Here is a 25092-nt window from a genome sequence, read left to right on the forward strand (position 1 = left end):
GGGGGCGCCCGCCCTCTCCCCCAGCCCCTCTCCCACAAGCGGGAGAGGGGAGCAACCCGGCGGCATTGGCCGAAGCCGGCACGATGCGCCAAAGCCATCTGGAATGACGACGGTTGTCGCTCCCTCTCCCCTCACGGGGAGAGGGTTGGGGAGAGGGGCGGTTTGGCTAGGAGCCACTTGAAGCGAAGCCAATTGTTTTCTTCGGCACGGCGGCTTACGCCACGCCCACCTGGGACGGCAGCACCTGCCGCACCGACTCGGGCCAGCCCGCACCCGCGTCACCCTGCTGCACCCACTGCTTCATTGCCTCGATATCCGGTGCGAAGTAGCGGTCGCCTTCCACAAAGGCCACGCGCTCGCGGATGCGTGCGATCTCGGTCTCGATCAGCGGCGAGGACTCCAGCGGACGGTGGAACTCGATGCCCTGCGCGGCGGCCATGGCTTCGATGCCGACCACCACGGCGGTGTTCTCCGCCATATCGCCCAGGCGGCGCGCGCCGTAGGTGGCCATCGACACATGGTCCTCCTGGTTGGCCGACGTCGGCAAGCTGTCCACGCTGGCAGGATGCGCCAGCGACTTGTTCTCGGACGCCAGCGCGGCGGCAGTGACCTGCGCGATCATGAAGCCCGAATGCAGGCCACCGTCGCGCACCAGGAACGGCGGCAGGCCGGACAGGCCGGAATCGAGCAGCAGCGCGAGGCGGCGCTCGGAGATCGCGCCGATCTCGGCGATGGCCAGCGCGATGATGTCGGCGGCAAACGCCACCGGCTCGGCGTGGAAGTTGCCGCCCGAGATCACGTCGCCCTGCTCCGGGAACACCAGCGGATTGTCGGACGCGGCGTTGGCTTCGATCTGCAGCACGCGCGCGGCGTGCTGCAGGTTGTCCAGGCAGGCGCCCATCACCTGCGGCTGGCAGCGGATGGAGTACGGGTCCTGCACGCGCCCGCAGCTCACGTGCGAGTCCACGATCTTGCTGCCATCGAGCAGCGCGCGCACGGCGCCGGCCACGGCGATCTGCCCGGCCTGGCCACGCGCGGCGTGGATGCGGGCGTCGAACGGCTTGACCGAGCCCTTGATGGCTTCGAGCGACAGCGCGCCCGCCACCAGCCCGGCAGCGAAGATGTCTTCGGCGGCAAACAGGCCCGCCAGCGCCAGCGCGGTGGAAACCTGCGTGCCGTTGAGCAGCGCCAATCCCTCCTTGGGGCCCAGCGTGAAGGGCGCCAGGCCCGCGTGGGCCAGCCCTTCGGCGGCCGGGCGGCGCACGCCGTCGATCATCACCTCGCCCACGCCGATCAGCGTGCACGACATATGCGCCAGCGGCGCGAGATCGCCCGACGCGCCCACCGAGCCCTTGGCCGGAATGCACGGCGTGACGCCCGAGTTGGCCAGCGCCAGCAGCGCCTCGATGATTTCGGGACGGATGCCGGAATGGCCGCGCGCCAGGCTCACGGCCTTGATCGCCAGGATCAGCCGCACGGTGTCGCTGTTCAGGTCCGCGCCGGTGCCCACGCTGTGCGACAACACCAGGTTGCGCTGCAGCTCCGCCAGCTTGTCATGCGGAATGCGCGTTTGCGCCAGCTTGCCGAAGCCGGTGTTGATGCCGTAGACTACGGCATCGGCGTCGATGATGTCCTGCACGGTGGCCTGGGACGCACGCACGCCAGCCCATGCGGATGCATCCATCACCAGGCTCACTTCGCCGCGATGGATGCGGCGCAGGTCGGCCAGCGTGACGGAGCCGGGCTGCAAGGTCAGCAGCGGGCGGGAAGTTTGGTTGGCTTGGGTGGCGCTCATTTGTATGTCCCTGTCTATACAGCCGGGTTCGTGCGTTGGCTGGTGGATCTGAAAAAATTAACGGCCCACGGCGGGTTCAGCCGAAGGCCGGGTTGCCATCGGCGCGGAATCGGCTGCCTAGGCGGTAACGGTTGCCTGGGTGCAGGCAACGTACAAAGGTCACGGGGGTGCCGCCCGTCCAGGTGCGGCGGGTCAGCAGCAGGCACGGCTGGGTAGCCGGCATTTCCAGTTGGGTGGCTTGCTCCGCCGTGGCGGAGATGGCATCGACCACGTGCTCGATCTGATCATAGGGCACGTGGCGCAGCAGGTATTCGCCGGGCTTCACCGCATCGGCGGCGGCGAAATCCTGGTTGATAAAGTCCGGCGCGACGCGCGGGTTCACATAGCGGTCTTCGAGCTGCACCGGCACGCCGTCCTCGCGGTGCACGCACACGGAGTGGAACACCGATTCACCGGTGCGCAGATCCAGTGCGGCCGCAACCTCGATGGAGGCAGCCACGCGTTCCACCACCATGACGTCGCAAGCGTAGTCATGTCCGCGCATGCGGATCTCGTCCTGCAGGTTGACCACGTTGAGCAGCGTCGACTGCGGCTTGTGCTCCGCCACGAAGGTGCCCACGCCAGCCACGCGCACCACCCGGCCCTGCTCGGCCAGCTCGCGCAGCGCGCGGTTCACCGTCATGCGCGACACGCCGAAGCGGGTCACCAGTTCCTGCTCGGACGGCACGCGATCGCCAGGCTGCCACGCGCGGCTCTGGATATGGCGCGCGATGTACTCCTTCACCTGCTGGTAAAGCGCGGCGGGAGGGGAATCGGGAACACCCCGGCGGTTGGCGGTGGCAGCTTTCATGGCTTGGTTGGCAACTCAGTGCTCGGCGCTGGCCATGGCCTCGGCGCGGATTTCCTCGGTCAGTACCGCCTTGAGTTCCGAGAACGCCGGCGAGGTCTTGATCGTATAGTGGCGCGGATGCGGGAAGTCCACATCGATGGTGCGCTTGATGCGGCCAGGCCGCGCCGAGAACACCGCCACGCGGTTGGCCATGAAGATGGCCTCGTCGATATCGTGCGTGACGAACAGCACCGTCTTGCGCGAGGCTTCCCAGATGCCCAGCAGCAGTTCCTGCATCAGCACGCGGGTCTGGTTGTCCAGCGCGCCGAAGGGCTCGTCCAGCAGCAGGATCTTGGGGTCGTTGGCCAGCGCCCGGGCAATGGCCGTGCGCTGCTGCATGCCGCCCGAGAGCTGCTTGGGGAAGTGATGCTCGAAGCCGCGCAGGCCCACGCGCTGGATAAAGAAGTCGCTGCGCTCGCGCTGGTCGGCCTCGCTCATGCCGCGCTCGCGCAGGCCAAAGCGCACGTTCTGCTCGATGGTCAGCCACGGGAACAGCGTGTACGACTGGAACACCATGCCGCGCTCCGCGCCCGGGCCGGTGACTTCCTGCCCGTCGAGCAGCACGCGCCCGGTGGTGGGCGTATCCAGCCCGGCGACGATGCGCAGCAGCGTGGACTTGCCGCAGCCCGAGGGGCCAAGGATGGTGACGAAGTCGTTGTCCGCCACTTCAAAATCGGTCGGCTGCAGAGCCAGGGTCTGGCCGCCGCGCGGATTGACGAAGGTACGCGAGACCTGCTGGATGGACAGCGCGCTCATTTGATCGAACTCCACGGAAACAGGCGCTGGTTGGCCAGCTTGAAAGCCAGGTCGGAGACCAGGCCGATGCAACCGATCACGATGATGCCGAAGATGATCTGCCCGGTGTTGAGCAGCGCCTGGCTGTCGGTGATCATATGGCCGATGCCGGAGGACGAGCCGATCAGCTCGGCCACGATGACATAGGTCCAGGCCCAGCCCAGCACCAGGCGCAGGATCTCGGCGATCTCCGGCGCGGCGCCCGGGATCAGCACGCGCCGCACGATGCCGCTGCTGTTGGCGCCCAGCGTGTAGGCCGCCTCCACCAGGTCGCGCCGCGCGCCGCCCACCGTCACCGCCACCATCAGCACGATCTGGAAGAAGGAACCGATAAAGATCACCAGCACCTTCTGCGCCTCGCCGATGCCGGCCCACAGGATCAGCAGCGGGATGAAGGCCGACGCGGGCAGGTAGCGGCAAAACGAGACGAAGGGCTCGAAGAATGCCTCCGCCGCCTTGTACGCGCCCATGAAGATGCCCAGCGGCACGGCCAGCGCGGCGGCCAGCACGAAGCCGCCCAGCACGCGCCATACCGTCATGCCGATGTCACCGATGAAGTTGTACTCGGTAAACAGCAGCACACCTTCATGGGCCATGGTCATCGGATCGGCCAGGAAGGTGCGCGGCACCATGCCGCCCAGGGTCACCGCCGCCCACACGGCAAAAAACGCCACGAAGAACGACAAGCCCAGGACCCAGCGCGCGCGCTGGGTGACCGGCGCCAGCGGCGCCAGCCAGGGATGCCGGCGCGTGGCCGCCGGAGTCACCGCGGCGGGAGCGGGCGTTGTAGCCGCACCGGCGGCGGGCGAACCAATGTGAACCTGCGTCATGGCACCGACCTCGTTACTTGATGAAGCGCGCGTCGTACAGCGCGGTGACGTCCGGCACCTGGCGAATCACGCCGATCTCCAGCAGCACCTGCGCCGCTTCCTTGCTGAAGCTGGCCAGCTCTGCGCCGAAGAATTTGCGGTTGGCGTCACGATCCTGCCAGCGCAGGTAGGCGGATGACTTGGCGAACTGCTCGCCGCTTTGCTTGACCGCCGCGCCCATGATGTCGTTCGCCTTGGCCGGGTCCTGCTTGATCATGTCGAGCGCTTCGAAGTAGCTGTCCACCAGCGCTTGCGCGGCCTTGGGATTGTCCTTGAGCCACTTGGGCGCGCAGCCCAGCGTGTCCATCACCATCGGGTAGTCCAGCGTGGTGGCTAGGATCTTGCCCTTGTCCGGGTTCTGGCGCACCGACGACAGGTACGGTTCATACGTCATGGCAGCATCGTTCTGGCCCGAGACGAAGGCCTGCGCGGCGGCTTGCGGCGACAGCGTGGTGGTCTTCACATCCTTCAGGCTCATGCCGTTCTTCTTGAGCATCCAGGCCAGGCCGAAGTAAGGCGCGGTGCCTGGCGCGTCCACGCCGATGGTCTTGCCCTTGAGGTCGGCAAAGCCTTTGACGTCGCCGCGCACGGCCAGGCCGTCGGCGCCGTAGGACTTATCGAGCTGCACGATTTGGGTGATGGGCACGCCGTTGGCGTTCCAGGCCACATGGGTCTCGACCGTGGTGGCGGCGCACTGGATGGCGCCCGAGGCGAGTGCCAGGTGGCGGTCCTTCTGCGGAATCATCTTGATGTCGACGTCGACACCGTGCTTCTTGAAGATGCCGGCCTTGTCAGCCAGCGTCAGCGGCGCGAAGCCGGTCCAGCCGCTCATGCCCAGCGTGACCTGCGTGGCTTGCGCTTGCGCGGTGCCCGCGGTACCCAGCGTGGCGACGACTGCTGCAACGGCGACGGCTAGCAACTTACCGCTACGGATACGAAATCCCATCTTCCTGGCTCCTTTGGTGTGATGCGAACGGGGCCGCGCCAGCGTTGGCGGCGGCCGGACCGCCCGGCTCGGGCGGCGCCGTACTTGCGGCGCCGGTCATTTGCCAGGCAATTTAGCAACCCTGTATATACAAGTCAATGCAGTAGTTAACCCGAGGCGAAACGCAGAACTGGCGTGGCCAGCACTTACATGCCGCCGGGCCTGGAACGGCACGAAATGGGTACAAGACGGGCACAAAACGGCAACGTTACGGGATCAGGCCGGGTGCACGCCAATGCCCGTTGACGGGGCATCCGGCCCTTGCCACTTTCGCCTCCGCGCACCAGCTCCGCGCACGCTTACGCTGAATGCATCACTGGCTGTCTATACAGGATCGAGCGGCAACACCAACGCAAACGGCGTGCCACCGGGCGCCGCAGGGATGCGAAAGGACAGCGCTCCCGGGCAATGCCGAGAGCACCTGAGTTCAGGCGTCGAAAAAAGAAGCCACGGTGGGATAGCGCAGCCGCAGGCGCAGCTCGCGTTTGAGACGCGCGTTTTCCAGCCGGCGCGATTCGCTCATGAAGCTGAGCAAGGTTGGCTCCACGGCTTCGCGCAGTTGCGCGCGAGCCAGGCGCGGCGGGCGCGGCAGGCCGCGGCGGTCGGCTACCAGGTCGAAGTAATCGGCCATGCGCATTTCCGAATCGTCGCTGGCATGCACCACCCGCTGCGCGCGGCCGCGGAACAGCGACGCCACCATGGTGCGGGCCAGGTCCAGGGCATGGATGTGGTTGGTATAGACGTCGTCCTGCGGCGCCAGCGCCGGCGTGCCTTTGGCCAGGCGGGCCAGCGGCAGCCGGTCCTCGGCATAGATGCCGGGGATGCGCACGATGGAAGCACGCCAGCCGGCATGGCGGCCGAAGTCCCGCACGGACTGCTCGGCCGCCACGCGGCGCCGGGCGCGCGCGGTTTGCGGGCGCACCGCCTGCGATTCCGCCAGCCTGGCGCCGCCCCGGTCGCCATACACGCCCGAGGTGCTGGCGTAGACGAACGCTGGCGGCGCGGCGCGTCGGCCAGACCTGCCGTAGCCTCGGTCGGGTAGAATAGCGGGCTTGGCAGACCATCCGCCAGGCCGTGCGGCGGACCGTCGCCAGGCACCGCGCCGCAAGGCGCGCAGCAGCGCCAGCGTGCGGGGATCGCCCTCGCCGCGGGACGGCGGCGGCGCCAGGTGCAGCACCCTGTCGGCCAGCCCGGCCAGGCGCGCCAGCGTGGCGGGCCGGTCCAGGTCAGCTACCAGCGGCACGGCGCCGTTGTCCCGCAGCTCGGTGCGGCGGGACGGCTGCGAAGTGATGGCAAAGACGCGCCAGCGCGTCGATAGAATACGCAGGCAACGCGTGCCCACATCCCCACAGCCAACGATGAGTAGGCGCGGGCGACCCAGGCGGCGTCGCGACAGATTTTTGCTCATTGAGTGATTATGGCTTATCAAGTTACCGTCATGCCCAGCGGCCGCACGTTCGAAGCGGCCGCGGATGAAACCATCCTTACCGCGGCCCTGCGCCACAGCATCGGCCTGCCCTACGGCTGCAAGAACGGCGCATGCGGATCCTGCAAGGGCCGTGTCACCGCTGGCGGCATCGAGCAGGGCGATCATGCCGCTTCCGCGCTGTCCGCGCAGGAAAAGACCGAGGGCCGCGCGCTGTTCTGCTGCGCCAAGCCCACCTCGGACATCACCATCGAATGCCGCGAGGTGCAAGGCGCCGGCGACATCCCCATCAAGAAGGTGCCGTGCCGCGTCGCCACGCTGGAACGCGTGGCCGACGACGTGATCGTGACCCGCCTGCAACTGCCCGCCACCGAGCGCATGCAGTTCCTGGCCGGCCAGTATGTCGAGTTCCTGCTGCGCGACGGCAAGCGCCGCAGCTACTCCATCGCCACGCCGCCGCACCAGGAAGGCCCGATCGAGCTGCACATCCGCCATATGCCTGGCGGCACCTTCACCGACTACGTGTTCGGCGCCAGGGAAGGCCAGCCGGCCATGAAGGAGCGCGACATCCTGCGCTTCGAAGGCCCGCTCGGCAGCTTCTTCCTGCGTGAGGACTCCGACAAGCCCATCATCCTGCTGGCCTCCGGCACCGGCTTCGCGCCGATCAAGGCCATCGTCGAGCACGCGGTGTACACCGGCATCACCCGCCCGATGACGCTGTACTGGGGCGGCCGCCGCCCGCGCGATCTCTATATGCACGCGCTATGCGAGCAATGGGCGCGCGAGCTGCCCAACTTCCGCTACGTGCCGGTGATCTCCAACGCCCAGGACAGCGACGACTGGGACGGCCGCACCGGCTTTGTCCACGAGGCCGTGATGGAAGACCATCCCGACCTGTCCGGCTTCGAGGTCTACGCCTGCGGCGCGCCGGTGATGATCAATGCCGCGCGCAAGGACTTTTCCCTGCGCTGCGACCTGCACGAGGATGCCTTCTTCGCCGACTCGTTCACGTCGGAAGCGGACATGCATCCGGCAGGTTCGGTACCGCCGGCACCGGCGGCCTGAGCGCCCCGCTGCCCGTTTCCAAGCGACAACAATGCCCGGCTCCGCCAAAATTCGTTTTGACAGCCGGGCCCATGGGCCTTATATTGGCCGCCATGAACTACGCTATCAACAACCGACGCAGCTACCGTACGTCGCTCCCCACCGGGGTGCCTCGCGGCTGACCGTCCATAGCTTCTGTTCAGGTCAACAAGCCACGGGCAATCCCCGTGGCTTTTTGTTTTTCTGCTCTCCTCTCCCCTGTTTCACGCCGACCCCTGGAGTCCGCCATGGCATTTGCTGAGTACCCCGTCCAATCCCTGATGTACATCACCAACCGGCCCGAGCTCGTCTTTACCGAAGGCAAGGGCTCGTGGCTCACGGACCATAACGGCAAGCGATACCTGGACTTCGTGCAGGGCTGGGCGGTCAACTGCCTGGGACACTCCAACCAGGCCATGATCGACGCGCTGGTCGACCAGTCGAAGAAGCTGTTCAACCCCAGCCCGGCGTTCTACAACGAACCCATGCTCAAGCTGGCCAGGCAGCTCACCGATGCCAGCTGCTTCGACAAGGTGTTCTTCGCCAACAGCGGCGCGGAAGCCAACGAGGGCGCGATCAAGCTGGCGCGCAAATGGGGCCGCAAGCACAAGAACGGCGCGTTCGAGATCATCACCATGGACCACAGCTTCCACGGCCGCACGCTCGCCACCATGAGCGCGTCGGGCAAGGCCGGCTGGGACACCATCTTCGCGCCGCAGGTGCCGGGCTTCCCCAAGGCCGACCTGAACGACCTGGCCTCGGTCGAAAAGCTGATCAACGACAAGACCGTGGCCATCATGCTGGAGCCGGTGCAGGGCGAAGGCGGCGTGATCCCCGCCTCGCGCGAATTCATGCAAGGCCTGCGCAAGCTGGCCGACCAGCACAAGCTGCTGTTCATCGTCGACGAAGTGCAGACTGGCTGCGGCCGTTGCGGCACCATGTTCGCCTATGAACTGTCGGGCGTGGAGCCGGACATCATGACGCTGGGCAAGGGCATTGGCGGCGGCGTGCCGCTGGCAGCCCTGCTGTGCAAGGCCGAGGTCGCGAGCTTCGAAGCCGGCGACCAGGGCGGCACCTACAACGGCAACCCGGTGATGACGGCCGTTGGCAGCGCCGTGATCTCGCAACTGACCGCGCCCGGCTTCCTGCAAGGCGTGCAAGACAAAGGCGCCTACCTGCGCGAGCAGCTGCTGGCGCTGACGTCCGAGTTCGGCCTGGGCGGCGAACGCGGCGAAGGCCTGCTGCGCGCACTGGTGCTGAACAAGGACATCGGCCCGCAACTGGTGGAAGAAGCGCGCGACATGCAGCCGCAAGGCCTGCTGCTGAATTCGCCGCGCCCCAACCTGCTGCGCTTCATGCCCGCGCTGAACGTGACCATCGAGGAAATCGACCAGATGATCGGCATGCTGCGCACGCTGCTGAAAAAGCTGGCCTGAGCCTCGTCTTGAAGCCGGCGCGCCGCCGGCCAGGCACAATGAAAAAGCCCCGCAAATCGCTTGCGGGGCTTTTTCTTTGCAGCAAACCGCAGCGTCACAGAGGCGACATCACTCGCCCAGATACGCCGCGCGGACCTTCGGATCGTCCAGCATCTGCTTGGCGTCACCGCTCATGGTGACCAGGCCCGACTCCATCACATAGCCGCGGTGGGCGGCCTGCAGCGCCAGCCGCGCATTCTGCTCCACCAGCAGCACGGTCACGCCCAGCGCGGAGACGTCGCGCACCACCTCGAAGATCTTCGCGACCATGATCGGCGACAAGCCCATCGAGGGCTCGTCCAGCAGCAGCAGCTTGGGCTGGCTCATCAGCGCGCGCGCCATGGCCAGCATCTGCTGCTCGCCGCCGGACATGGTGCCGGCCAGCTGGTTGGCGCGCTCCTTCAGGCGCGGGAAGATGCCGAACATGCGGTCGATGTCGGCCTTGATGCCGGCCTCGTCGATGCGCGTGTAGGCGCCCATCTGCAGGTTCTCGGTAATGGTCATGCGCGCAAACACCCCGCGCCCTTCCGGCACCATCGCCAGCCCTTGCTTGAGCAGCGTGTAGCTTGGCACCCCCTTGATGGACTTGCCCATGTACTCCACATCGCCGCCGGCCCATCCCTGCAGGCCGGTGATGGCCTTCATGGTGGTGGTCTTGCCGGCGCCGTTGGCGCCGATCAGCGTGACCAGTTCGCCTTCTTTGATCTCGAGGTCGATGCCCTTGACCGCCTGGATGCCGCCGTACGCGACCTTCAGGCCGGATATCTTGAGTAGTGTTTCTTTCATTGTGTATTTCCCCCGTCAGTGCGCCGGGGTACCGAGGTAAGCCTCGATCACCGCTGGATTGCTCTGGACTTCGTGCGGCAGGCCCTGCGCGATGACCTTGCCGTAGTCGAGCACGGTCAGGCGATTGCACAGGCCCATCACCAGCTTCACGTCGTGCTCGATCAGCAGGATGGTCTTGCCATCGCTGCGGATCTTGTCGAGCAGGCCGCGCAGTTCCACCTTCTCGGTGGCGTTCATGCCAGCGGCGGGCTCATCGAGCGCCAGCAGCTTGGGCTCGGTGGCCAGCGCCCGCGCGATCTCCAGGCGACGCTGGTGGCCGTAGGACAGATTGCGCGAGGTGAAGTGCGCGTACTTGCCGATGCCGACATACTCCAGCAGGTCATGCGCCCAGTCTTCCACCGAGTGCTCCTCGCGCCGGACCGAAGGCGGGCGGAACACCGCGCCAAAGAGGCCAGCCTTGGTACGCACGTGGCGGCCCACCATCACGTTTTCCAGCGCGGTCATCTCGCCGAACAGGCGGATGTTCTGGAAGGTGCGGGCAATCCCGGCCTTGGCGACTTCGTGCACGGCGGTCGGCTGGTAGGCCTTGCCGCCCAGCACGAACTCGCCGGAGTCCGGTGTGTACAGGCCGGTAATCACGTTGAAGAAGGTGGTCTTGCCGGCCCCGTTGGGACCGATCAGGCCGTAGATTTCGCCCGGCTTGATCTGCAGGCCCACATCGGACAATGCCTGCAGGCCGCCGAATCGCTTGTTGACCCCCTGTACGGACAGGAGGAGATTCTCGTTGCTCATGATGTCCTCCTGGTCAGAAACGGCCAACGCTGCCCGGGCGGCGGATCACCGGCCGGTCTTCCTTGCGCGGCGACGGCCACAGGCCCGCCGGGCGATACAGCATCACACCAACCAGGGCCAGCCCGAACAACAGCTGGCGCAGCACTTCGGCGTCGACAATGGTGTGGCCGAAGAGCATGTTCTGCGCCGGCTCCGCCACGGCACGCAACAGTTCCTGGAAACCCACCAGCAGGATACCGCCCAGGATCACGCCAGGAATGTGGCCCATGCCGCCCAGCACCACGATGGCCAGGATGTAGATGGACTCCCACAGCACAAACGACTCAGGCGACACGAAGCCCTGGAAGGCGCCGAACACCGCGCCCGACGCGCCGCCGAACGACGCGCCCATGGCAAAGGCCAGCAGCTTGATGTTGCGGGTGTTGATGCCCATTGCCTTGGCGGCGATCTCGTCTTCGCGGATGGCCACGAAGGCGCGGCCAATACGCGAGTTCTGCAAGCGCAGGCAGATGAACACGATGGCGATCACCAGCACGACCAGCAGGTAGTAGTACATGAACACTGGCGTGAACTTCAGCCCGAAGATCTCGTGCGACTTGGAGAAATCGAAGCCGAAGATGTGGACCGGGTCCACCGCGGTGATCCCCTTCGGGCCATTGGTGATGTTGAGCGGCCGGTCGAGGTTGTTCAGGAAGATGCGGATGATCTCGCCAAAGCCCAGGGTCACGATAGCGAGGTAGTCGCCGCGCAGCTTGAGCGTTGGCGCGCCGAGCAGCACGCCGAATGTTGCCGCCACCAGCACGGCCAGCGGCAGCACGAACCACATGGAGACGTGAAAGCCATGCGGGAAGAGCTGGTGGATCCACTCGAACTGGTTGGCCAGGTGGGGCGAGCCCAGCAAGGCCATCATGTATGCGCCGACGGCATAGAAGGCAATGTAGCCGAGGTCGAGCAGGCCGGCAAAGCCCACCACGATGTTCAGGCCGAGCGCCAGCATGATGTAGATCAGCGCGAAGTCGAGCACGCGCACCCAGTAGTTGCCGCCCAGCGTCTGCACCAGGAACGGGGCGCACAAGGCGATGACCAGGAAGCCAAGCAACGCGGCCATGGTCTTGGCCGGCGTCTTGGTCAGCGGCGCAGCCTGCGCCGCCGGGGATGGAATCGGGGTATTCATGGATTCTCTCTCCTTAGGCGCGTTCGGAAACCCGCTCGCCCATGATGCCGGACGGACGGAATACAAGGACGATGATCAGCACGATGAAGGCGAACACGTCCTGGTAGTTGGAGCCAAACACCCCATTGGTGAGATCGCCGATATAGCCGGCGCCCAGCGCTTCGATCAGGCCCAGCAACATGCCGCCAACCATGGCGCCCGCAAGGTTGCCGATGCCGCCCAGCACCGCGGCGGTGAACGCCTTCAGGCCCGGGATGAAACCCATGTAGAAGTGCGCATTGCCGTAGTTGGTCGCCATCATCACGCCCGCCAGCGCGGCCAGCGCCGCACCGATCATGAAAGTGGCCGAGATAACGAAGTTCGGGTTCACGCCCATCAGCCCCGCCACCTTCTGGTTCTCGGCGGTGGCGCGCATCGCGCGGCCCAGCTTGGTGCGGTTGACGAGCGTCAGCAGGCCCGCCATGACCATCAGCGCCATGCCGATGATGACGATTTCCTTGCCCGTGATGGTGGCGCCGGTCGAACCGATATCGATCGGCGACGAGGGCAGCAGCTGCGGGAAGGTCAGCGGGTTACGCGACCAGATCATCATCGCCAGGGTCTGCAGGATGATGGACACGCCGATGGCGGTAATCAGCGGGGCTAGCCGGGGCGCGTTGCGCAACGGCCGGTAGGCGACCCGCTCGATGGTGTAGGCCAGCGCGGCGCAAACCGGCATGGCGATCAGCGTGGCAATCACCAGCGTGAGCCACTCCGGCAAGCCGGGGAAGAATTTCTGCAAGCCAAGTATGGCTGACAGGGCGGTCAGCGCGCCGATCATCAGCACGTCGCCGTGGGCGAAGTTGATGATCCCGAGAATGCCGTAGACCATGGTGTAGCCGAGTGCGATCAGCGCATAGATGCTGCCGAGCACCAGACCGTTCACGATCTGCTGGATAAAGATATCCATGAAAACTCCTTGCTTCCGTCCAATTTCCCTCGACATGGTGTGGATGTCGGGGGGACGTTGATATGTGGGTGGTTTGGTAGTGTCGATATTTGCTGGTAAGCGGCCTGCCTACTCCACCCATGGTAAGGATGCTGCACGTATGGCAAGGCTAAAAAAACGGCACCGCAACATACTCGCGGTGCCGTTCGGATGGGCCGGTAAGCCCGGTTTACATCTTCACGACGTCAAGGACGGTCTTCTTCTTGTCCTTGTACTCATACAACGTGATGGTGCCTTCCTTCATGTCGCCCTTTTCATCGAAGGCGATGTTGCCGATCAGGCCCTTGTAGTTGGTCTTGGGCATCTCGGCCAGGATGGCCGCCGGCTCGGTCGAGTTGGCGCGCTTCATGGCGTCAACGATGACCATGACGGCGTCATAGGTGAACGGTGCGTAGATCTGCACCGGCGCATTGAAGCGAGCCTGGTAGCGCTTGTCGAAATCCGCGCCCTGTTCCATCTTGGACAGCGCCAGACCGGCTTCCGAGCAGATGATGTTGGACACGGCATCGCCGGCCAGCTCAGCCACCTTGTCGGTACAGACGCCATCGCCGCCAACGATCTTGGAGCTGATGCCGAGTTCCTTGGCCTGCTTGGCGAACGGGCCGCCGGTGGCGTCCATGCCGCCGTACATGATCACGTCGGGCTTCTTGCCCTTGATCTTGGTCAGAATGGCCTTGAAGTCGGTAGCCTTGTCGTTGGTGGCTTCACGTGCCACCACGTTCACGCCCGAAGCCTTGGCGGTCTTCTCGAACTCGTCGGCCAGGCCCTTGCCGTAGGCAGTGGCATCGTCGACGATGGCCACGGTCTTGGCGTGCAGGCTCTTGGTGGCGTAGTTGGCCAGTGCCGGGCCTTGCTGGGCGTCGGTGGCCACCACGCGGAACGTGGTCTTGAAGCCTTGCTTGGTGTAGTCGGGGTTGGTCGACGACGGCGAGATCTGCACGATGCCAGCATCGCTATAGATCTTGGAGGCCGGAATCGATACGCCCGAGTTCAGGTGGCCAACCACGGCCACGACCTTGGCGTCCACCAGCTTCTGCGCCACAGCCGTGCCCGTCTTCGGGTCGCCTGCGTCGTCTTCGCCGACCAGTTCGAGCTTGATCTTCTTGCCGTTGATCTCCAGGCCGGTCTTGTTGACTTCTTCCACGGCCAGGCGGGCGCCGTTTTCGTTGTCCTTGCCAAGGTGAGCGATGCCGCCGGTGAGCGGTGCCGCATGGCCGATCTTTACTACGACATCGCCACTGCCTGCTGCCGGCGCGGTAGCCGCCGCAGGAGCCGATGCTGCCGCATCAGCGGGCTTTTCTTCTTTCTTGCCACAAGCAGTAACCAGCGCCACTGCGGCTGCGATCGGCAGAATCTTGGCAAACGTGATTTGCATGAGTGATCTCCTAGGATTCACATGATCAGGGTAAACCAACGCCCCCCGGACGTTTCCCTGAACCGCCTTAGTTTAGTTTCAATTTGAAACGCGCGAATTGTATTCCCTTTTTATACGGATGCAATATGCGACGCAACAACCTGAAGGATTAACCCACCAAATGAGCTAGGGAATTTCCCCAATGCACACATTGGGGCAATTCCCACCTACATGGAGGCTAGCCGTTGATACTAACAAGATTCGTGCCTGCCGCTTGCCACAGGTTGGCTTTGCAGCCTTTAAGTCACTTCGTGGGGGCGCGTATTAAATAGGTGTTTCATTTAATATCAACAGTCTCATTCAAATACAAGGAACGAGTGCGCCGGCACCATAATAGGGAAATCCCCAATTACAGGGATTTCCCTTATTTGTCTTTTCAGACAGACAGGTATATGGCCGTTCGCGGCAGCCTTGTGCATTATCCAAGGGATAGCAGGCAATATAGAGTGCTATATATTGGTGCAACCCTGGCGAGAGAATGGTGCGCAAAGGCGTGCAACCGGCGCGCGCGAGGTGCGCCTGCCGGGCGGAAGCGGCTGCGCAAAAAGCAACGGCCCGCTAGAGCGGGCCGTTTTGCCAGACAGTCAGGTAAAGCAGGCTGGTCAGGCGGACGTGACCTGTTGCAGGCCGCGCGGCAAGGGGAACGACATCTTCTCCTCGATCCCGTCCAGCGCGCGCACGTTGCGCGCACCCAGAAGGTGCAGGCGCGCGACAATGGCCTGCGCCAGCGCCTCAGGGGCGGAGGCGCCGGCGGTCAGGCCGATGCGGCGCTTGCCCGCGATCCATTCCGGCTGGAGCTGATCGGGCGAATCGATCATGTAGGCCGGCACGCCCAGACGCTCCGCGAGCTCGCGCAAGCGGTTGGAGTTGGAGCTGTTGGGGCTGCCCACCACGATCACCACCTCCACCTGGGGCGCCATGAACTTCACGGCATCCTGGCGGTTCTGGGTGGCATAGCAGATGTCCTGCTTCTTGGGCTCGCGGATCAGCGGGAAGCGCGCCTTGAGCGCGGCGACGATCTCCAGCGTTTCGTCCACCGACAGCGTGGTCTGGGTCACGAATGCCAGGCGCTCGGGATCCGCTACTTGCAGCTTGGCGACATCCTCGGAAGACTCGACCAGCAGCATGCCGCCTTCGGCCTGCCCCATGGTGCCCTCGACTTCAGGATGGCCCTTGTGGCCGATCATGATGATCTCGCAGCCCTCGGTGCGCATCTTGCCGACTTCCACGTGCACCTTGGTCACCAGCGGGCAGGTAGCATCGAATACGTTCAGGCCGCGCACGGTGGCGTCGGCGCGCACTTCCTTGGATACGCCGTGGGCGCTGAAGATCACGGTCGAGCCGGGCGGCACTTCCTCGAGCTCCTGCACGAAGACCGCGCCCTTGCGGCGCAGGTCCTCCACCACATAGGCGTTGTGGACGATTTCGTGGCGCACGTAAATCGGCGCGCCGTAGCGTGCAAGGGCGCGCTCGACGATCTCGATGGCGCGATCCACGCCAGCGCAAAAGCCGCGCGGCTGCGCCATCAGGATCTCGGCATCGGGGGCTGTGGTGGGTTCAGACATGCAAGGATTCGACTCAAGGGTGCCGGCACGACGGCCCGGCCGGTGGTCTGCTTAGAGAATGCCGATCAGCTGGACATCGAACAGAATGGTCTGTCCGGCCAGCGGGTGGTTGAAATCGAACAGCGCCGACGTCGTGCCGATCTCCTTGAGCACACCGGCGTACTTACCGCCGCCGGGCGCATTGAACTCAACCAGGTCGCCCGGCGCGTAGTCCTCTTCAAACGAGGAGTTCTCGCGCAGCGTCGCCAGCGAAACCCGTTGCAGCAGATCGGGGTTGCGCGGGCCAAAGGCGTGCTCCGGCGCCAGCCGGTAAGTCATGCGCTCGCCCTCCGGCATGCCCAGCAGCGCCTGCTCCAGTGTAGGCGCGAATTGGCCTTGCCCAAGCAGCAGCGTGGCGGGCTTCTCCGCGAAGGTACTGACGATCTCAGTGCCGTTCTCCATGGAGATGCTGTAGTGAAGGGTCAGGAAGGAGTCCGCCTGCACGGTCTTGCGGCCATCCACGGTGCCGTCCCCATCCTTCGGGCCGGAAGCAAAAGTTTGCAAAGTCATAGGTGCTCAACCAGTCAACAACCCGTATTGTAAGCGACTCGACCGAGCGCCGCCTTGTCCGCGGTGCCATTGTTCCGAGGGGATCGTGCCATGCGCATTACCGATTGGCCCAGCAGCGAGCGGCCACGCGAAAAACTGCTGAGCAGCGGGGCGGCGACGCTCTCAGACGCCGAACTGCTCGCCGTGTTCCTGCGCGTGGGTGTGGCGGGAAAAAGTGCAGTTGACATCGCCCGGGAGCTGCTGAACGATTTCGGCACGCTCAGCAGCCTGTTTGCGGCAGACGCCGGGCAACTGGCACGCGTCAAGGGCGTTGGCAGCGCCAAGTACGCGCAGTTGCAGGCGGCCCGCGAGCTGACCCGGCGCGCGCTGGGCGAGCAGCTGCAACTGCCCGGGGCGCTGGATTCCCCCACGGCGGTACGCGACTACCTGCGCCTGTCGCTGGCGGGACTGGCCTACGAAGCATTCCTGTGCCTGTTCCTGGACGCGCGCAACCGCCTGCTCGCCAGCGAGGAGCTGTTTCGCGGCACGCTGACCCAAACCAGCGTCTATCCGCGTGAAGTTGCTCGCAAGGCACTTGCGTATAACGCCGCGGCGGTCATCGTGGCGCACAACCACCCGTCGGGGAATACCACGCCCAGCGCCGCCGACCTCACCATGACCCGCGCGCTGTCACGTTCGCTGGGCCTGATCGATGTGCAAGTTCTTGACCACTTCATCGTCGCAGGTAGTAACATCCACTCCTTCGCCGAACACGGCCAGCTGTGATGCAAGATGCGATGCGTGTTGTGATGCGCACCGCACGGATGCACACCCCTGAACGGTAAACGAGAGAAGGCATTGATTCACCAGTGCTTTCCGGTCTATAATGCTCGTTTGCTGAAGTCTCAACCGCTGCAGTCCGGGCCAGCGCGCCTTTTGTTGATCTGTTGCGAACATTGTCCACGTAGAAGAGTTAGGAGTGCTTCATGGCACGCGTCTGTCAAGTGACCGGGAAAGCGCCGATGGTCGGCAACAACGTTTCCCACGCAAACAACAAGACCAAGCGTCGTTTTCTGCCCAACCTGCAGAATCGTCGTTTCTTTGTTGAATCGGAAAACCGCTGGGTGAGCCTGCGCGTCTCGAACGCCGGCCTGCGCCTGATCGACAAGAAAGGCATCGACACCGTGCTCGTGGATCTGCGCGCACGTGGCGAAGTCTAATTAGGAGCACATCATGGCCAGCAAGGGCGGACGCGATAAAATCAAGTTGGAGTCGACTGCAGGTACGGGTCACTTCTACACGACCACCAAGAACAAGCGCACGATGCCGGAAAAGATGGAGATCATGAAGTTCGATCCCGTCGCCCGCAAGCACGTGTCGTACAAGGAAACCAAGATCAAGTAATTGATCCTGTCTTCCGCATGCCGATCGCGCGGCATGTCTGTAGAAACCCCGCTCACGCGGGGTTTTTGCTTTTCCGGGCAGCATACGCCGCATTGCGCAGCCAACGTCTCTCAACACCCGGCTCACGCACGGCTTGCCTGCCCACGCAAGCCCGCTGGCGGTGTACACTTTCCAGCTTTCCTGCCTCCCGACCGCGTGCCGCGCGCGTCTCTAGCACCATGAACTTCGATGTCGCCATTGTCGGCAGCGGACTGGCCGGTCTGACGGTCGCGCTGCAACTGGCCGACACCCATCGGGTTGTCATCATTTGCAAACGTGCCATGACGCAAGGCGCCAGTGACTGGGCCCAAGGCGGCATTGCCGCGGTCCTGGACTCAGGCGACAGCCACGATGAGCACACGCAGGACACCTTGGTGGCAGGCGCCGGCCTTTGCGATGATAGCGCTACGCGCTATATCGTCGAGCACGGGCGCGAAGCGATCCAGTGGCTGATCGACCGCGGCGTGCCGTTCACCCGCGATGACCAGGCGGAACTCGGCTACCACCTCACGCGGGAAGGCGGCCATAGCCGTCGGCGCATCATCCACGCGGCGGACGCCACCGGCCATGCCGTTGTGTCCACGTTGAGCGAGCAGGCGCGCCAGCACCCCAATATCACGATCATCGAGGACCACTTCGCGGTGGACCTGATCACTTCGCGCAAGCTTGGCCTGCCGGGCAACCGCTGTTACGGCCTCTACGTGCTGGACGACGCCAGTGGCGAAGTGCAGACCATTACCGCCACCCACACCGTGCTGGCGACAGGCGGCGCGGGCAAGGTCTATCTCTACACCACCAACCCCGACACCGCCACCGGCGACGGCATCGCCATGGCCTGGCGCGCGGGCTGCCGGGTGTCGAACATGGAGTTCATCCAGTTCCACCCGACCTGCCTGTATCACCCCTACGCCAAGTCTTTCCTGATTTCGGAAGCGGTACGTGGCGAAGGCGGCCTGCTGAAGCTGCCCGACGGCACCCGCTTCATGCCAGAGCACGACGAACGCGCCGAACTGGCTCCGCGCGACGTGGTGGCGCGCGCGATCGACTTTGAGATGAAGAAGCGCGGCCTGGACTACGTGCACCTGGACATCAGCCACCAACCCGAATCCTTCCTGCGCGAGCACTTCCCGACCATTCATGCAAGGTGCCTGGAACTTGGCATCGATATCGCCCGCGAGCCCATCCCAGTGGTACCGGCCGCGCACTATACCTGCGGCGGCGTGGTCACAGACACCGCGGGCCGCACCGATCTGGCCAATCTCTACGCCGTGGGCGAGACCGGCTGCACGGGCCTGCACGGCGCCAACCGCCTGGCCTCCAATTCGCTGCTCGAATGCATGGTGATCGGGCGCGCGGCAGCCCTCGACATTGCCGGACAGGACAAGGCCGGCCAACCGGACATCGCCCTGCCCCAGTGGGATGAAAGCCGGGTTGCGGATGCCGACGAGGAAGTCGTGGTCTCACACAACTGGGACGAACTGCGCCGCATGATGTGGAATTACGTGGGCATCGTGCGCACCAGCAAGCGGCTCGAGCGCGCCCAGCACCGCATCACCCTGCTGCGCGAGGAGATCGCGGAGTACTACGCCAACTTCCGCGTCACGCGCGACCTGCTGGAGCTGCGTAACCTGGTGGAAGTCGCCTCGTTGATCGTGGATAGCGCGTATTCGCGCCATGAAAGCCGTGGTTTGCACTTCAGCCGCGACTATCCCGAGACGTTGCCGAAGGCGCTGCCCACGGTGATGCAGCCGGTGTTCAAGCGGGAACGGGCGAAATAAGCCTGCACCTGGATCATCGCCATGAAAAAAGCGCGCCCAAGGCGCGCTTTTTTCATGCTCTGACCAACCCCGCTTATTCGATGATGCGCAACGAATAGTCCGTCGCGCGCACATCCTTGGTCAGCGCCCCCACCGAGATCCGGTCTACGCCCGTCTCGGCGAAAGCACGGATCGTATCGGCATTGACCCCGCCCGAGACTTCCAGCAACGCACGCCCGGCATTGATACGCACGGCATCGCGCATCATCGTCTCGGTAAAATTATCGATCAGGATCGATTTCGCGCCAGCCGCCAATGCCTCTTCCAACTCGGCCAGACTTTCCACCTCGACCTGGACCGACACACCAGCATCCAGCGCGGCCGCTGCCTGCATGGCGGCGGTGATGCTGCCGGCGGCGGCGATGTGGTTTTCCTTGATCAGGATGCCGTCGTACAACGCCAGGCGCTGGTTGTCGCCACCACCGACCCTGACCGCGTACTTCTGCGCCAGGCGCAGGCCCGGCAACGTCTTGCGGGTATCGAGCACGCGCGCCCGGGTACCGTCGACCAGGTCGGCATAGCGGCGCGTGGCGGTCGCCACGCCGGACAACAACTGCAGGAAATTCAGCGACGGCCGCTCCGCGGTCAGCAGCGAACGAGCCGGACCGGTGATCTCGCAGACCACCGAGTCCGGCGCCATGCGGGCACCCTCGGCCTGCTTCCAGACAACCTGCAGCGTGGGATCGACCGCGCGCATGCACGCCTCGAACCACGGCTGGCCGCACAGCACAGCTTGCTCGCGCACGATCACGCGTGCCCGCGCCGGCTTGCCGGCAGGCACCAGCATGCCGGTCAGGTCGCCGCCGCCGACATCTTCGGCAATGGCGGTGCTGACATTGGCCTGGAGCGCCTCGGCGAGCGCCGGGCCATAGCTGTCGAAAATAGCGTTGACGTTCGAATTCACGGAATTCACATTTGGATTGCTGCTCATGCCGGGCCGATTCCCTTGAACAAGGCCTGCTCGCTGGCCAGGTCGGCCTTGGGCCGCACATTGGCCTTCTGCTGCGCGGCGAAGTCGAGCATGCGGTCGATGCAGGTCACGGCCTGGCGGCCGATATCCGCGTCGACATGGATTTCGTTATGACCCTTCTCCAGCACTTCAGCCAGATTGGTCAGTGCGTTCATCGCCATCCAGGGGCAGTGCGCGCAACTCTTGCAGGTCGCGCTGTTGCCGGCAGTGGGGGCTTCGATGAAATGTTTGTCGGGCGCGGCCAGGCGCATCTTGTGCAGGATGCCGTTGTCGGTCGCGACGATGAACTCGCGCGCGTCCAACTCCTTTACCGCCGCGATCAGCTGCGAAGTCGAGCCCACCACATCGGCCTGCTCGACCACATTGGCCGGCGACTCCGGATGCACCAGAATCTTGGCATTGGGAAACTCCCGGCGCAGCAGGTCAAGCTCGATGCCCTTGAACTCGTCATGCACCAGGCAGGAACCCTGCCACAAGAGCATGTCGGCGCCGGTCTGCTTCTGGATATAGCCGCCCAGGTGCTTGTCCGGGGCCCACAGGATCTTTTCGCCCCGCGCGTGCAGGTGCTCGACAATCTTCAGGCCAATGCTCGAGGTCACCATCCAGTCGGCGCGCGCCTTCACGGCGGCGCTGGTGTTGGCATAGACCACCACCGTGCGATCGGGATGCGCGTCGCAGAACGCGGCGAACTCGTCGGACGGGCAGCCCAGGTCGAGCGAGCAGGTTGCGTCCAGGTCGGGCATCAGCACGGTCTTTTCCGGGCTGAGGATCTTTGCGGTCTCGCCCATGAAGCGGACCCCCGCCACCACCAGCGTCTTGGCCGGATGATCGCGGCCAAAGCGCGCCATCTCCAGCGAGTCCGACACGCAGCCGCCAGTTTCCTCGGCCAGGTCCTGCAGGTCGGAATCAACGTAATAGTGCGCGACAAGCACCGCATTGCGTTCTTTCAGCAGGGTCTTGATGCGCGCTTTGAGTGCCGTGCGCTCCTGTGCCGACAGCACAGGAGGCACTTTGGCCCAGGCGTGGGCGACACAGCTGCCGCCTTCGGGGGACTCCATCGAGAGGTTCGGCTTTTCGAACTCGACGGCTTTGATCGTTTGGGGGGTCATCTCCGATACTCCTCTTGGACAGCATGCCTCGGAATTCCGCTTGGTATCCGCTTGTCGCTGCTGGCCCTGACATTGGGGGAGTTTAGCGAAAACAAAAGCCCCGCCAGAGGCGGGGCTTTTGGGCGATCTAAATTGTATCAGGCCACGCCAGCTCGGGCATCAGCCCGCATCAGGCATAACGGCGCAGGCGCAGCGAGAAATCGTGCAGTGCCTGGATGCCGCTAGCCTCGGCGCGATGGCACCAGGCCTGCAGCTGCGCCAGCAGCTGTTCGCGCGTCAGGTTGGAGCGGCCCCAGATCGCGGCCAACTCGCGGCGCATTTCCACGAAGGTATGCAGCGACTTGTTCTGCTCCACGATGCTGGCCAGTTGCTGGCGCTGCGGATCGGCCAGCTTGGCTTCTTCGCGGTGGAACCACTTGCGCGCCGGCTTGAAGCTGCTGTACTCGGCCACGCGGGCTTCCTTCAGCTTTTCCAGTTCCTGCTTGTAGGCGCTCTTGACCGCCTTGGCATAGCGTGCCATCACATCATAGCGATTGGCAATGATGGCTTCCAGCGTGTTGTGGTCAACCGGGCGGGCATCCACCAGGCGCGCCTTCGGCGGGGTCTTCTTGACCTTGGCCAGGCCAACAGCCTGCATGGCGCGGATGTAGCCCCAGCCGATGTCGAACTCGTACCACTTGATCGAGAACTTGGCCGACGTCGGGTAGGTGTGGTGGTTGTTGTGCAGTTCTTCGCCACCGATGATGATGCCCCACGGCGAGACATTGGTCGAAGCGTCCTCGCAATCGTAATTGCGATAGCCCCACCAGTGGCCCAGGCCATTGATGATGCCGGCGGCGTGGATCGGGATCCACAGCATCTGCACGGCCCACACGCTCAGGCCGATCACGCCGAACAGGGCGACGTCGATGATCAGCATCAGGCCAACGCCTTGCCAGCCAAAGCGCGAGTAGACATTGCGCTCGACCCAGTCGTCAGGCGTGCCATGACCGAACTTGGTGATGGTTTCCTTGTTCTTGGACTCGGCGCGATACAGTTCCGCGCCTTCCAGCAGCACCTTGCGGATGCCGCGGGTCTGCGGGCTGTGGGGATCGTCTTCGGTCTCGCACTTGGCGTGGTGCTTGCGGTGAATGGCAGTCCACTCTTTGGTGACCATGCCGGTGGTCAGCCACAGCCAGCCACGGAAGAAATGCGAAACGATAGGGTGCAGGTCCAGCGACCGGTGCGCCATGCAGCGGTGCAGGTAGATGGTTACGCCCGCAATGGTGATGTGCGTCACCACGAGGGTGTAGATCACAATCTCCCACCAGGACCAGTTGGCGAGGCCATTAGCGGCCCAGTCAAGAATAGTGTCGAACAAACTGTTCTCCGTCGATTAAACAGGGGCATTCAGTGCGGCGCGCCGGGCGAGCCGCAAACAAGGTGCAGAAAAAGGACTGCAAATTCAATGATTGCGTCATACGGCGCCTGCCTGAAACCCCGGCATTCGCCGGAGCCCCCAAGGCACGCGCGCCTGGCGCCATGGGCAAAACTGCTGCCTGCCGGCGGACTGGACACGAGCCGCTGCAATCTGGCGGCTGTCTGGTGTGGGGCGGGAGGTCGAACAAACTCACCCGAACGAGACGTGCTTTTCGAATGAACCCGCAACTACCCTGGATTCTACCGGAACCGCATCGCACGGACATCCGCTTTTTCCCTCAGTTTGACGCTAAGCAACACGGATTGTTCCATAAGGTGGCCTAAACGCCCCGTGAACGTTCAGGATGCCGATGCGCCGGGGACGCCCGGCAAATTGATAAGTGCCTCTTGCACTTCTTTCACAGGCCCACCATGGCCGTCGACTTCCACTTTCCCCAGCACTCGCACCTCTCGCTGCGGATACGGGATCGAGATGCCATGCTCCTTGAACTTCCGCCATATCGCGCGGTTCATCGCTGATTGCACGCCCAGCTTACCATTCTGAGGATCGGCGATATAGCCGGCAAGCTCGTATTCGATGCCATTGTCGCCGAACAACACCAGAAATGCCGACGGACCCGGCTGCGCCATCAGACGCGGGATATCTTGGGCGGCCTCAACCAGCAAGGCGAGCACCGTTTCGGGATCTGCCGCGTAATCGGCCTGTACACGTGTCGCCACGCGCACATGGGTATTGGAGAACGAATGGTTCTGCACCGCCTGCGCCACCAGTTGTTCGTTCGGCACCAGGGTTTCGCCATCGCCGTTGCGCACCACGGTGTACCGCGTCCGGATCTGCGAAACGATCCCCGTGTACTTGTCGACGGTGATCTGGTCGCCCAGCTTGACCGAGCGGTCCAGCAGGATGATGAATCCGGAGATGTAGTTGCTGGCAATCTTTTGCAAGCCCAGCCCCAGGCCAACGCCCAGCGCGCCGCCGAACACCGACAGCACGGTAAGATCGATGCCGACCAGCGACAGGCTCAGCAACAGGGACACGAGCAGCAGCAGCGCCTTGGAAATCCGGCTCAGAACCACCTTCAGGTTGCTGTCCAGCCCGGTCGAGCGCATCAGGCGCTCTTCCAGCCATGAGCCGAACCACATCGCCACCAGCACGGTGACCAGGATCCAGACGATGGCCACCAGCGTGTCCGCCAGGCTGATCTTCTGCTTGCCGCCCAGCGAAAAGCGGACGTCGTCCATCCATTGCACCACATCCCACAGCAAACCCAGCACATAAAGCGCCATCGCCGCCCAAACCAGGGTCGTCAGCACTTTTTCGACCAGTAGCAGCATGCCCTGCAACTGGCCATTGCCCGACATAACCCGGCGCAGGATGTAGAAGGCGAAATACAGGAAGGTAATGCCCGAAAGGGGTACCAATGCGAGCCGTAGCACGCTGATGGACATCATCGGCTCCAGCCCGAAGCGCGCACCCATCACCAGCAGCCAGCCGAACAACGGGAACATGGCGCGTTCCAGGCTGGCGGCGGCGAAACGCAGGGAGAAGCTGGATCCGGCGTAGCGGGCTTCGAGGCGCTTGACGATCAACCTGGCCAATGGCCAGGCCACCGCCAGGCAAGCGGCAAGCACCGCCAACTGCCAGATGAAGCCAGGGCCACCCGCGTCGCGGATCAGATCATCGAGCATCTTGCCAAAGGCCGGATGCGCAACATGGAGTTCGTTCAGGGAAATGGGGTTCATGCTCTGCCGTGGCTGGCAGGGTCCATC

The 25092-nt window shown here is 64.2% G+C and carries 23 protein-coding genes; 6 read left to right on the forward strand and 17 right to left on the reverse strand.

The genetic code is table 11. The annotated features are described in order from the left end of the window. Positions 1–214: 214 nt before the first annotated feature. From hutH to AC1Q7Q_RS06555, 6 genes are all read right to left on the reverse strand, one after another. Positions 215–1795: a histidine ammonia-lyase gene (gene hutH / locus AC1Q7Q_RS06530; RefSeq protein ID WP_492373076.1), complete on the reverse strand. Its 1581-nt coding sequence runs from the start codon at positions 1793–1795 to the stop codon at positions 215–217. Between the two features lie 76 nt (positions 1796–1871). Further along, the gene (hutC, locus tag AC1Q7Q_RS06535; protein ID WP_492373077.1) at positions 1872–2645 is read right to left on the reverse strand and encodes a histidine utilization transcriptional repressor HutC; all 774 of its coding nucleotides are present in this window, start codon (positions 2643–2645) and stop codon (positions 1872–1874) included. 15 nt (positions 2646–2660) lie between these two features. Further along, entirely contained in the window at positions 2661–3440 is a 780-nt protein-coding gene (locus AC1Q7Q_RS06540) for an ABC transporter ATP-binding protein (protein ID WP_183036756.1), read from the reverse strand. Beyond that, positions 3437–4309 (reverse strand): ABC transporter permease, encoded by an 873-nt coding sequence (locus AC1Q7Q_RS06545; RefSeq protein WP_492373078.1) that lies wholly within the window; start codon positions 4307–4309, stop codon positions 3437–3439. Before AC1Q7Q_RS06545 ends, AC1Q7Q_RS06540 begins: the two co-directional genes overlap by 4 nt. A 13-nt stretch (positions 4310–4322) precedes the next feature. Further along, the gene (locus tag AC1Q7Q_RS06550) at positions 4323–5294 is read right to left on the reverse strand and encodes an ABC transporter substrate-binding protein (RefSeq protein ID WP_492373079.1); all 972 of its coding nucleotides are present in this window, start codon (positions 5292–5294) and stop codon (positions 4323–4325) included. A 466-nt stretch (positions 5295–5760) separates the two neighbouring features. Continuing rightward, positions 5761–6741, reverse strand: a complete 981-nt coding sequence (locus tag AC1Q7Q_RS06555) for an NAD-dependent epimerase/dehydratase family protein (protein ID WP_492373080.1) — start codon at positions 6739–6741, stop codon at positions 5761–5763. A 9-nt stretch (positions 6742–6750) separates the two neighbouring features. Here AC1Q7Q_RS06555 and AC1Q7Q_RS06560 point away from each other — a divergent pair, with 9 nt between their 5' ends. After that, the gene (locus tag AC1Q7Q_RS06560; RefSeq protein WP_150986027.1) at positions 6751–7824 is read left to right on the forward strand and encodes a CDP-6-deoxy-delta-3,4-glucoseen reductase; all 1074 of its coding nucleotides are present in this window, start codon (positions 6751–6753) and stop codon (positions 7822–7824) included. 266 nt (positions 7825–8090) lie between these two features. Then, positions 8091–9278: an acetylornithine transaminase gene (locus AC1Q7Q_RS06565; protein WP_492373081.1), complete on the forward strand. Its 1188-nt coding sequence runs from the start codon at positions 8091–8093 to the stop codon at positions 9276–9278. A 108-nt stretch (positions 9279–9386) separates the two neighbouring features. Here the strand turns inward: AC1Q7Q_RS06565 and AC1Q7Q_RS06570 are convergent, their stop codons facing one another. The 7 genes from AC1Q7Q_RS06570 to AC1Q7Q_RS06600 all read right to left on the reverse strand — a co-directional run bounded on the left by AC1Q7Q_RS06570 (position 9387) and on the right by AC1Q7Q_RS06600 (position 16585). Continuing rightward, positions 9387–10103 (reverse strand): ABC transporter ATP-binding protein, encoded by a 717-nt coding sequence (locus AC1Q7Q_RS06570; RefSeq protein ID WP_400092785.1) that lies wholly within the window; start codon positions 10101–10103, stop codon positions 9387–9389. Between the two features lie 15 nt (positions 10104–10118). Then, positions 10119–10895: an ABC transporter ATP-binding protein gene (locus tag AC1Q7Q_RS06575; RefSeq protein WP_043349258.1), complete on the reverse strand. Its 777-nt coding sequence runs from the start codon at positions 10893–10895 to the stop codon at positions 10119–10121. A 13-nt stretch (positions 10896–10908) separates the two neighbouring features. After that, positions 10909–12069, reverse strand: a complete 1161-nt coding sequence (locus tag AC1Q7Q_RS06580) for an ABC transporter permease subunit (RefSeq protein WP_441636626.1) — start codon at positions 12067–12069, stop codon at positions 10909–10911. A 13-nt stretch (positions 12070–12082) separates the two neighbouring features. Beyond that, positions 12083–13018: a branched-chain amino acid ABC transporter permease gene (locus tag AC1Q7Q_RS06585; RefSeq protein ID WP_043349266.1), complete on the reverse strand. Its 936-nt coding sequence runs from the start codon at positions 13016–13018 to the stop codon at positions 12083–12085. 208 nt (positions 13019–13226) lie between these two features. Then, entirely contained in the window at positions 13227–14432 is a 1206-nt protein-coding gene (locus AC1Q7Q_RS06590) for a branched-chain amino acid ABC transporter substrate-binding protein (protein ID WP_441636623.1), read from the reverse strand. 641 nt (positions 14433–15073) lie between these two features. Further along, entirely contained in the window at positions 15074–16036 is a 963-nt protein-coding gene (gene ispH / locus AC1Q7Q_RS06595; RefSeq protein ID WP_492373082.1) for a 4-hydroxy-3-methylbut-2-enyl diphosphate reductase, read from the reverse strand. 51 nt (positions 16037–16087) lie between these two features. Further along, positions 16088–16585: an FKBP-type peptidyl-prolyl cis-trans isomerase gene (locus tag AC1Q7Q_RS06600; RefSeq protein ID WP_492373083.1), complete on the reverse strand. Its 498-nt coding sequence runs from the start codon at positions 16583–16585 to the stop codon at positions 16088–16090. Between the two features lie 90 nt (positions 16586–16675). On the opposite strand from AC1Q7Q_RS06600, the gene radC reads away from it, so the two are divergent. From radC to nadB, 4 genes are all read left to right on the forward strand, one after another. After that, positions 16676–17350, forward strand: a complete 675-nt coding sequence (radC, locus tag AC1Q7Q_RS06605) for a RadC family protein (RefSeq protein WP_492373084.1) — start codon at positions 16676–16678, stop codon at positions 17348–17350. Positions 17351–17550: 200 nt separating this feature from the next. Then, entirely contained in the window at positions 17551–17784 is a 234-nt protein-coding gene (gene rpmB, locus AC1Q7Q_RS06610; RefSeq protein WP_006157507.1) for a 50S ribosomal protein L28, read from the forward strand. 13 nt (positions 17785–17797) lie between these two features. Then, positions 17798–17968, forward strand: a complete 171-nt coding sequence (gene rpmG / locus AC1Q7Q_RS06615; RefSeq protein ID WP_006157508.1) for a 50S ribosomal protein L33 — start codon at positions 17798–17800, stop codon at positions 17966–17968. A gap of 218 nt (positions 17969–18186) precedes the next feature. Further along, complete coding sequence (nadB, locus tag AC1Q7Q_RS06620; protein ID WP_183036764.1) at positions 18187–19785, forward strand: L-aspartate oxidase; 1599 nt, start codon at positions 18187–18189, stop codon at positions 19783–19785. A 73-nt stretch (positions 19786–19858) separates the two neighbouring features. Here the strand turns inward: nadB and nadC are convergent, their stop codons facing one another. The 4 genes from nadC to AC1Q7Q_RS06640 form a co-directional block, all read right to left on the reverse strand. After that, positions 19859–20755 carry a carboxylating nicotinate-nucleotide diphosphorylase gene (gene nadC, locus AC1Q7Q_RS06625; RefSeq protein WP_492373085.1) on the reverse strand — a complete coding sequence of 299 codons (897 nt, stop codon included), beginning with the start codon at positions 20753–20755 and terminating at the stop codon, positions 19859–19861. After that, the gene (gene nadA / locus AC1Q7Q_RS06630; RefSeq protein WP_492373086.1) at positions 20752–21903 is read right to left on the reverse strand and encodes a quinolinate synthase NadA; all 1152 of its coding nucleotides are present in this window, start codon (positions 21901–21903) and stop codon (positions 20752–20754) included. Before nadA ends, nadC begins: the two co-directional genes overlap by 4 nt. Before the next feature lie 169 nt (positions 21904–22072). After that, a complete protein-coding gene (locus AC1Q7Q_RS06635) occupies positions 22073–23263 on the reverse strand; it encodes a DesA family fatty acid desaturase (RefSeq protein ID WP_043349288.1) in 1191 nt (396 codons plus the stop codon). 398 nt (positions 23264–23661) lie between these two features. Continuing rightward, the gene (locus AC1Q7Q_RS06640; protein ID WP_492373087.1) at positions 23662–25065 is read right to left on the reverse strand and encodes a mechanosensitive ion channel family protein; all 1404 of its coding nucleotides are present in this window, start codon (positions 25063–25065) and stop codon (positions 23662–23664) included. Between the last annotated feature and the right edge of the window lie 27 nt (positions 25066–25092).

The sequence above is a fragment of the Cupriavidus sp. GW823-FHT07A04 genome, assembly GCF_058794615.1.

Coding starts and splice junctions, on each gene's coding strand:
- hutH (WP_492373076.1), bottom strand. CDS start 1,795: ATGAGCGCCACCCAAGCCAACCAAACTTCCCGCCCGCTGCTGACCTTG.
- hutC (WP_492373077.1), bottom strand. CDS start 2,645: ATGAAAGCTGCCACCGCCAACCGCCGGGGTGTTCCCGATTCCCCTCCC.
- AC1Q7Q_RS06540 (WP_183036756.1), bottom strand. CDS start 3,440: ATGAGCGCGCTGTCCATCCAGCAGGTCTCGCGTACCTTCGTCAATCCG.
- AC1Q7Q_RS06545 (WP_492373078.1), bottom strand. CDS start 4,309: ATGACGCAGGTTCACATTGGTTCGCCCGCCGCCGGTGCGGCTACAACG.
- AC1Q7Q_RS06550 (WP_492373079.1), bottom strand. CDS start 5,294: ATGGGATTTCGTATCCGTAGCGGTAAGTTGCTAGCCGTCGCCGTTGCA.
- AC1Q7Q_RS06555 (WP_492373080.1), bottom strand. CDS start 6,741: ATGAGCAAAAATCTGTCGCGACGCCGCCTGGGTCGCCCGCGCCTACTC.
- AC1Q7Q_RS06560 (WP_150986027.1), top strand. CDS start 6,751: ATGGCTTATCAAGTTACCGTCATGCCCAGCGGCCGCACGTTCGAAGCG.
- AC1Q7Q_RS06565 (WP_492373081.1), top strand. CDS start 8,091: ATGGCATTTGCTGAGTACCCCGTCCAATCCCTGATGTACATCACCAAC.
- AC1Q7Q_RS06570 (WP_400092785.1), bottom strand. CDS start 10,103: ATGAAAGAAACACTACTCAAGATATCCGGCCTGAAGGTCGCGTACGGC.
- AC1Q7Q_RS06575 (WP_043349258.1), bottom strand. CDS start 10,895: ATGAGCAACGAGAATCTCCTCCTGTCCGTACAGGGGGTCAACAAGCGA.
- AC1Q7Q_RS06580 (WP_441636626.1), bottom strand. CDS start 12,069: ATGAATACCCCGATTCCATCCCCGGCGGCGCAGGCTGCGCCGCTGACC.
- AC1Q7Q_RS06585 (WP_043349266.1), bottom strand. CDS start 13,018: ATGGATATCTTTATCCAGCAGATCGTGAACGGTCTGGTGCTCGGCAGC.
- AC1Q7Q_RS06590 (WP_441636623.1), bottom strand. CDS start 14,432: ATGCAAATCACGTTTGCCAAGATTCTGCCGATCGCAGCCGCAGTGGCG.
- ispH (WP_492373082.1), bottom strand. CDS start 16,036: ATGTCTGAACCCACCACAGCCCCCGATGCCGAGATCCTGATGGCGCAG.
- AC1Q7Q_RS06600 (WP_492373083.1), bottom strand. CDS start 16,585: ATGACTTTGCAAACTTTTGCTTCCGGCCCGAAGGATGGGGACGGCACC.
- radC (WP_492373084.1), top strand. CDS start 16,676: ATGCGCATTACCGATTGGCCCAGCAGCGAGCGGCCACGCGAAAAACTG.
- rpmB (WP_006157507.1), top strand. CDS start 17,551: ATGGCACGCGTCTGTCAAGTGACCGGGAAAGCGCCGATGGTCGGCAAC.
- rpmG (WP_006157508.1), top strand. CDS start 17,798: ATGGCCAGCAAGGGCGGACGCGATAAAATCAAGTTGGAGTCGACTGCA.
- nadB (WP_183036764.1), top strand. CDS start 18,187: ATGAACTTCGATGTCGCCATTGTCGGCAGCGGACTGGCCGGTCTGACG.
- nadC (WP_492373085.1), bottom strand. CDS start 20,755: ATGAGCAGCAATCCAAATGTGAATTCCGTGAATTCGAACGTCAACGCT.
- nadA (WP_492373086.1), bottom strand. CDS start 21,903: ATGACCCCCCAAACGATCAAAGCCGTCGAGTTCGAAAAGCCGAACCTC.
- AC1Q7Q_RS06640 (WP_492373087.1), bottom strand. CDS start 25,065: ATGAACCCCATTTCCCTGAACGAACTCCATGTTGCGCATCCGGCCTTT.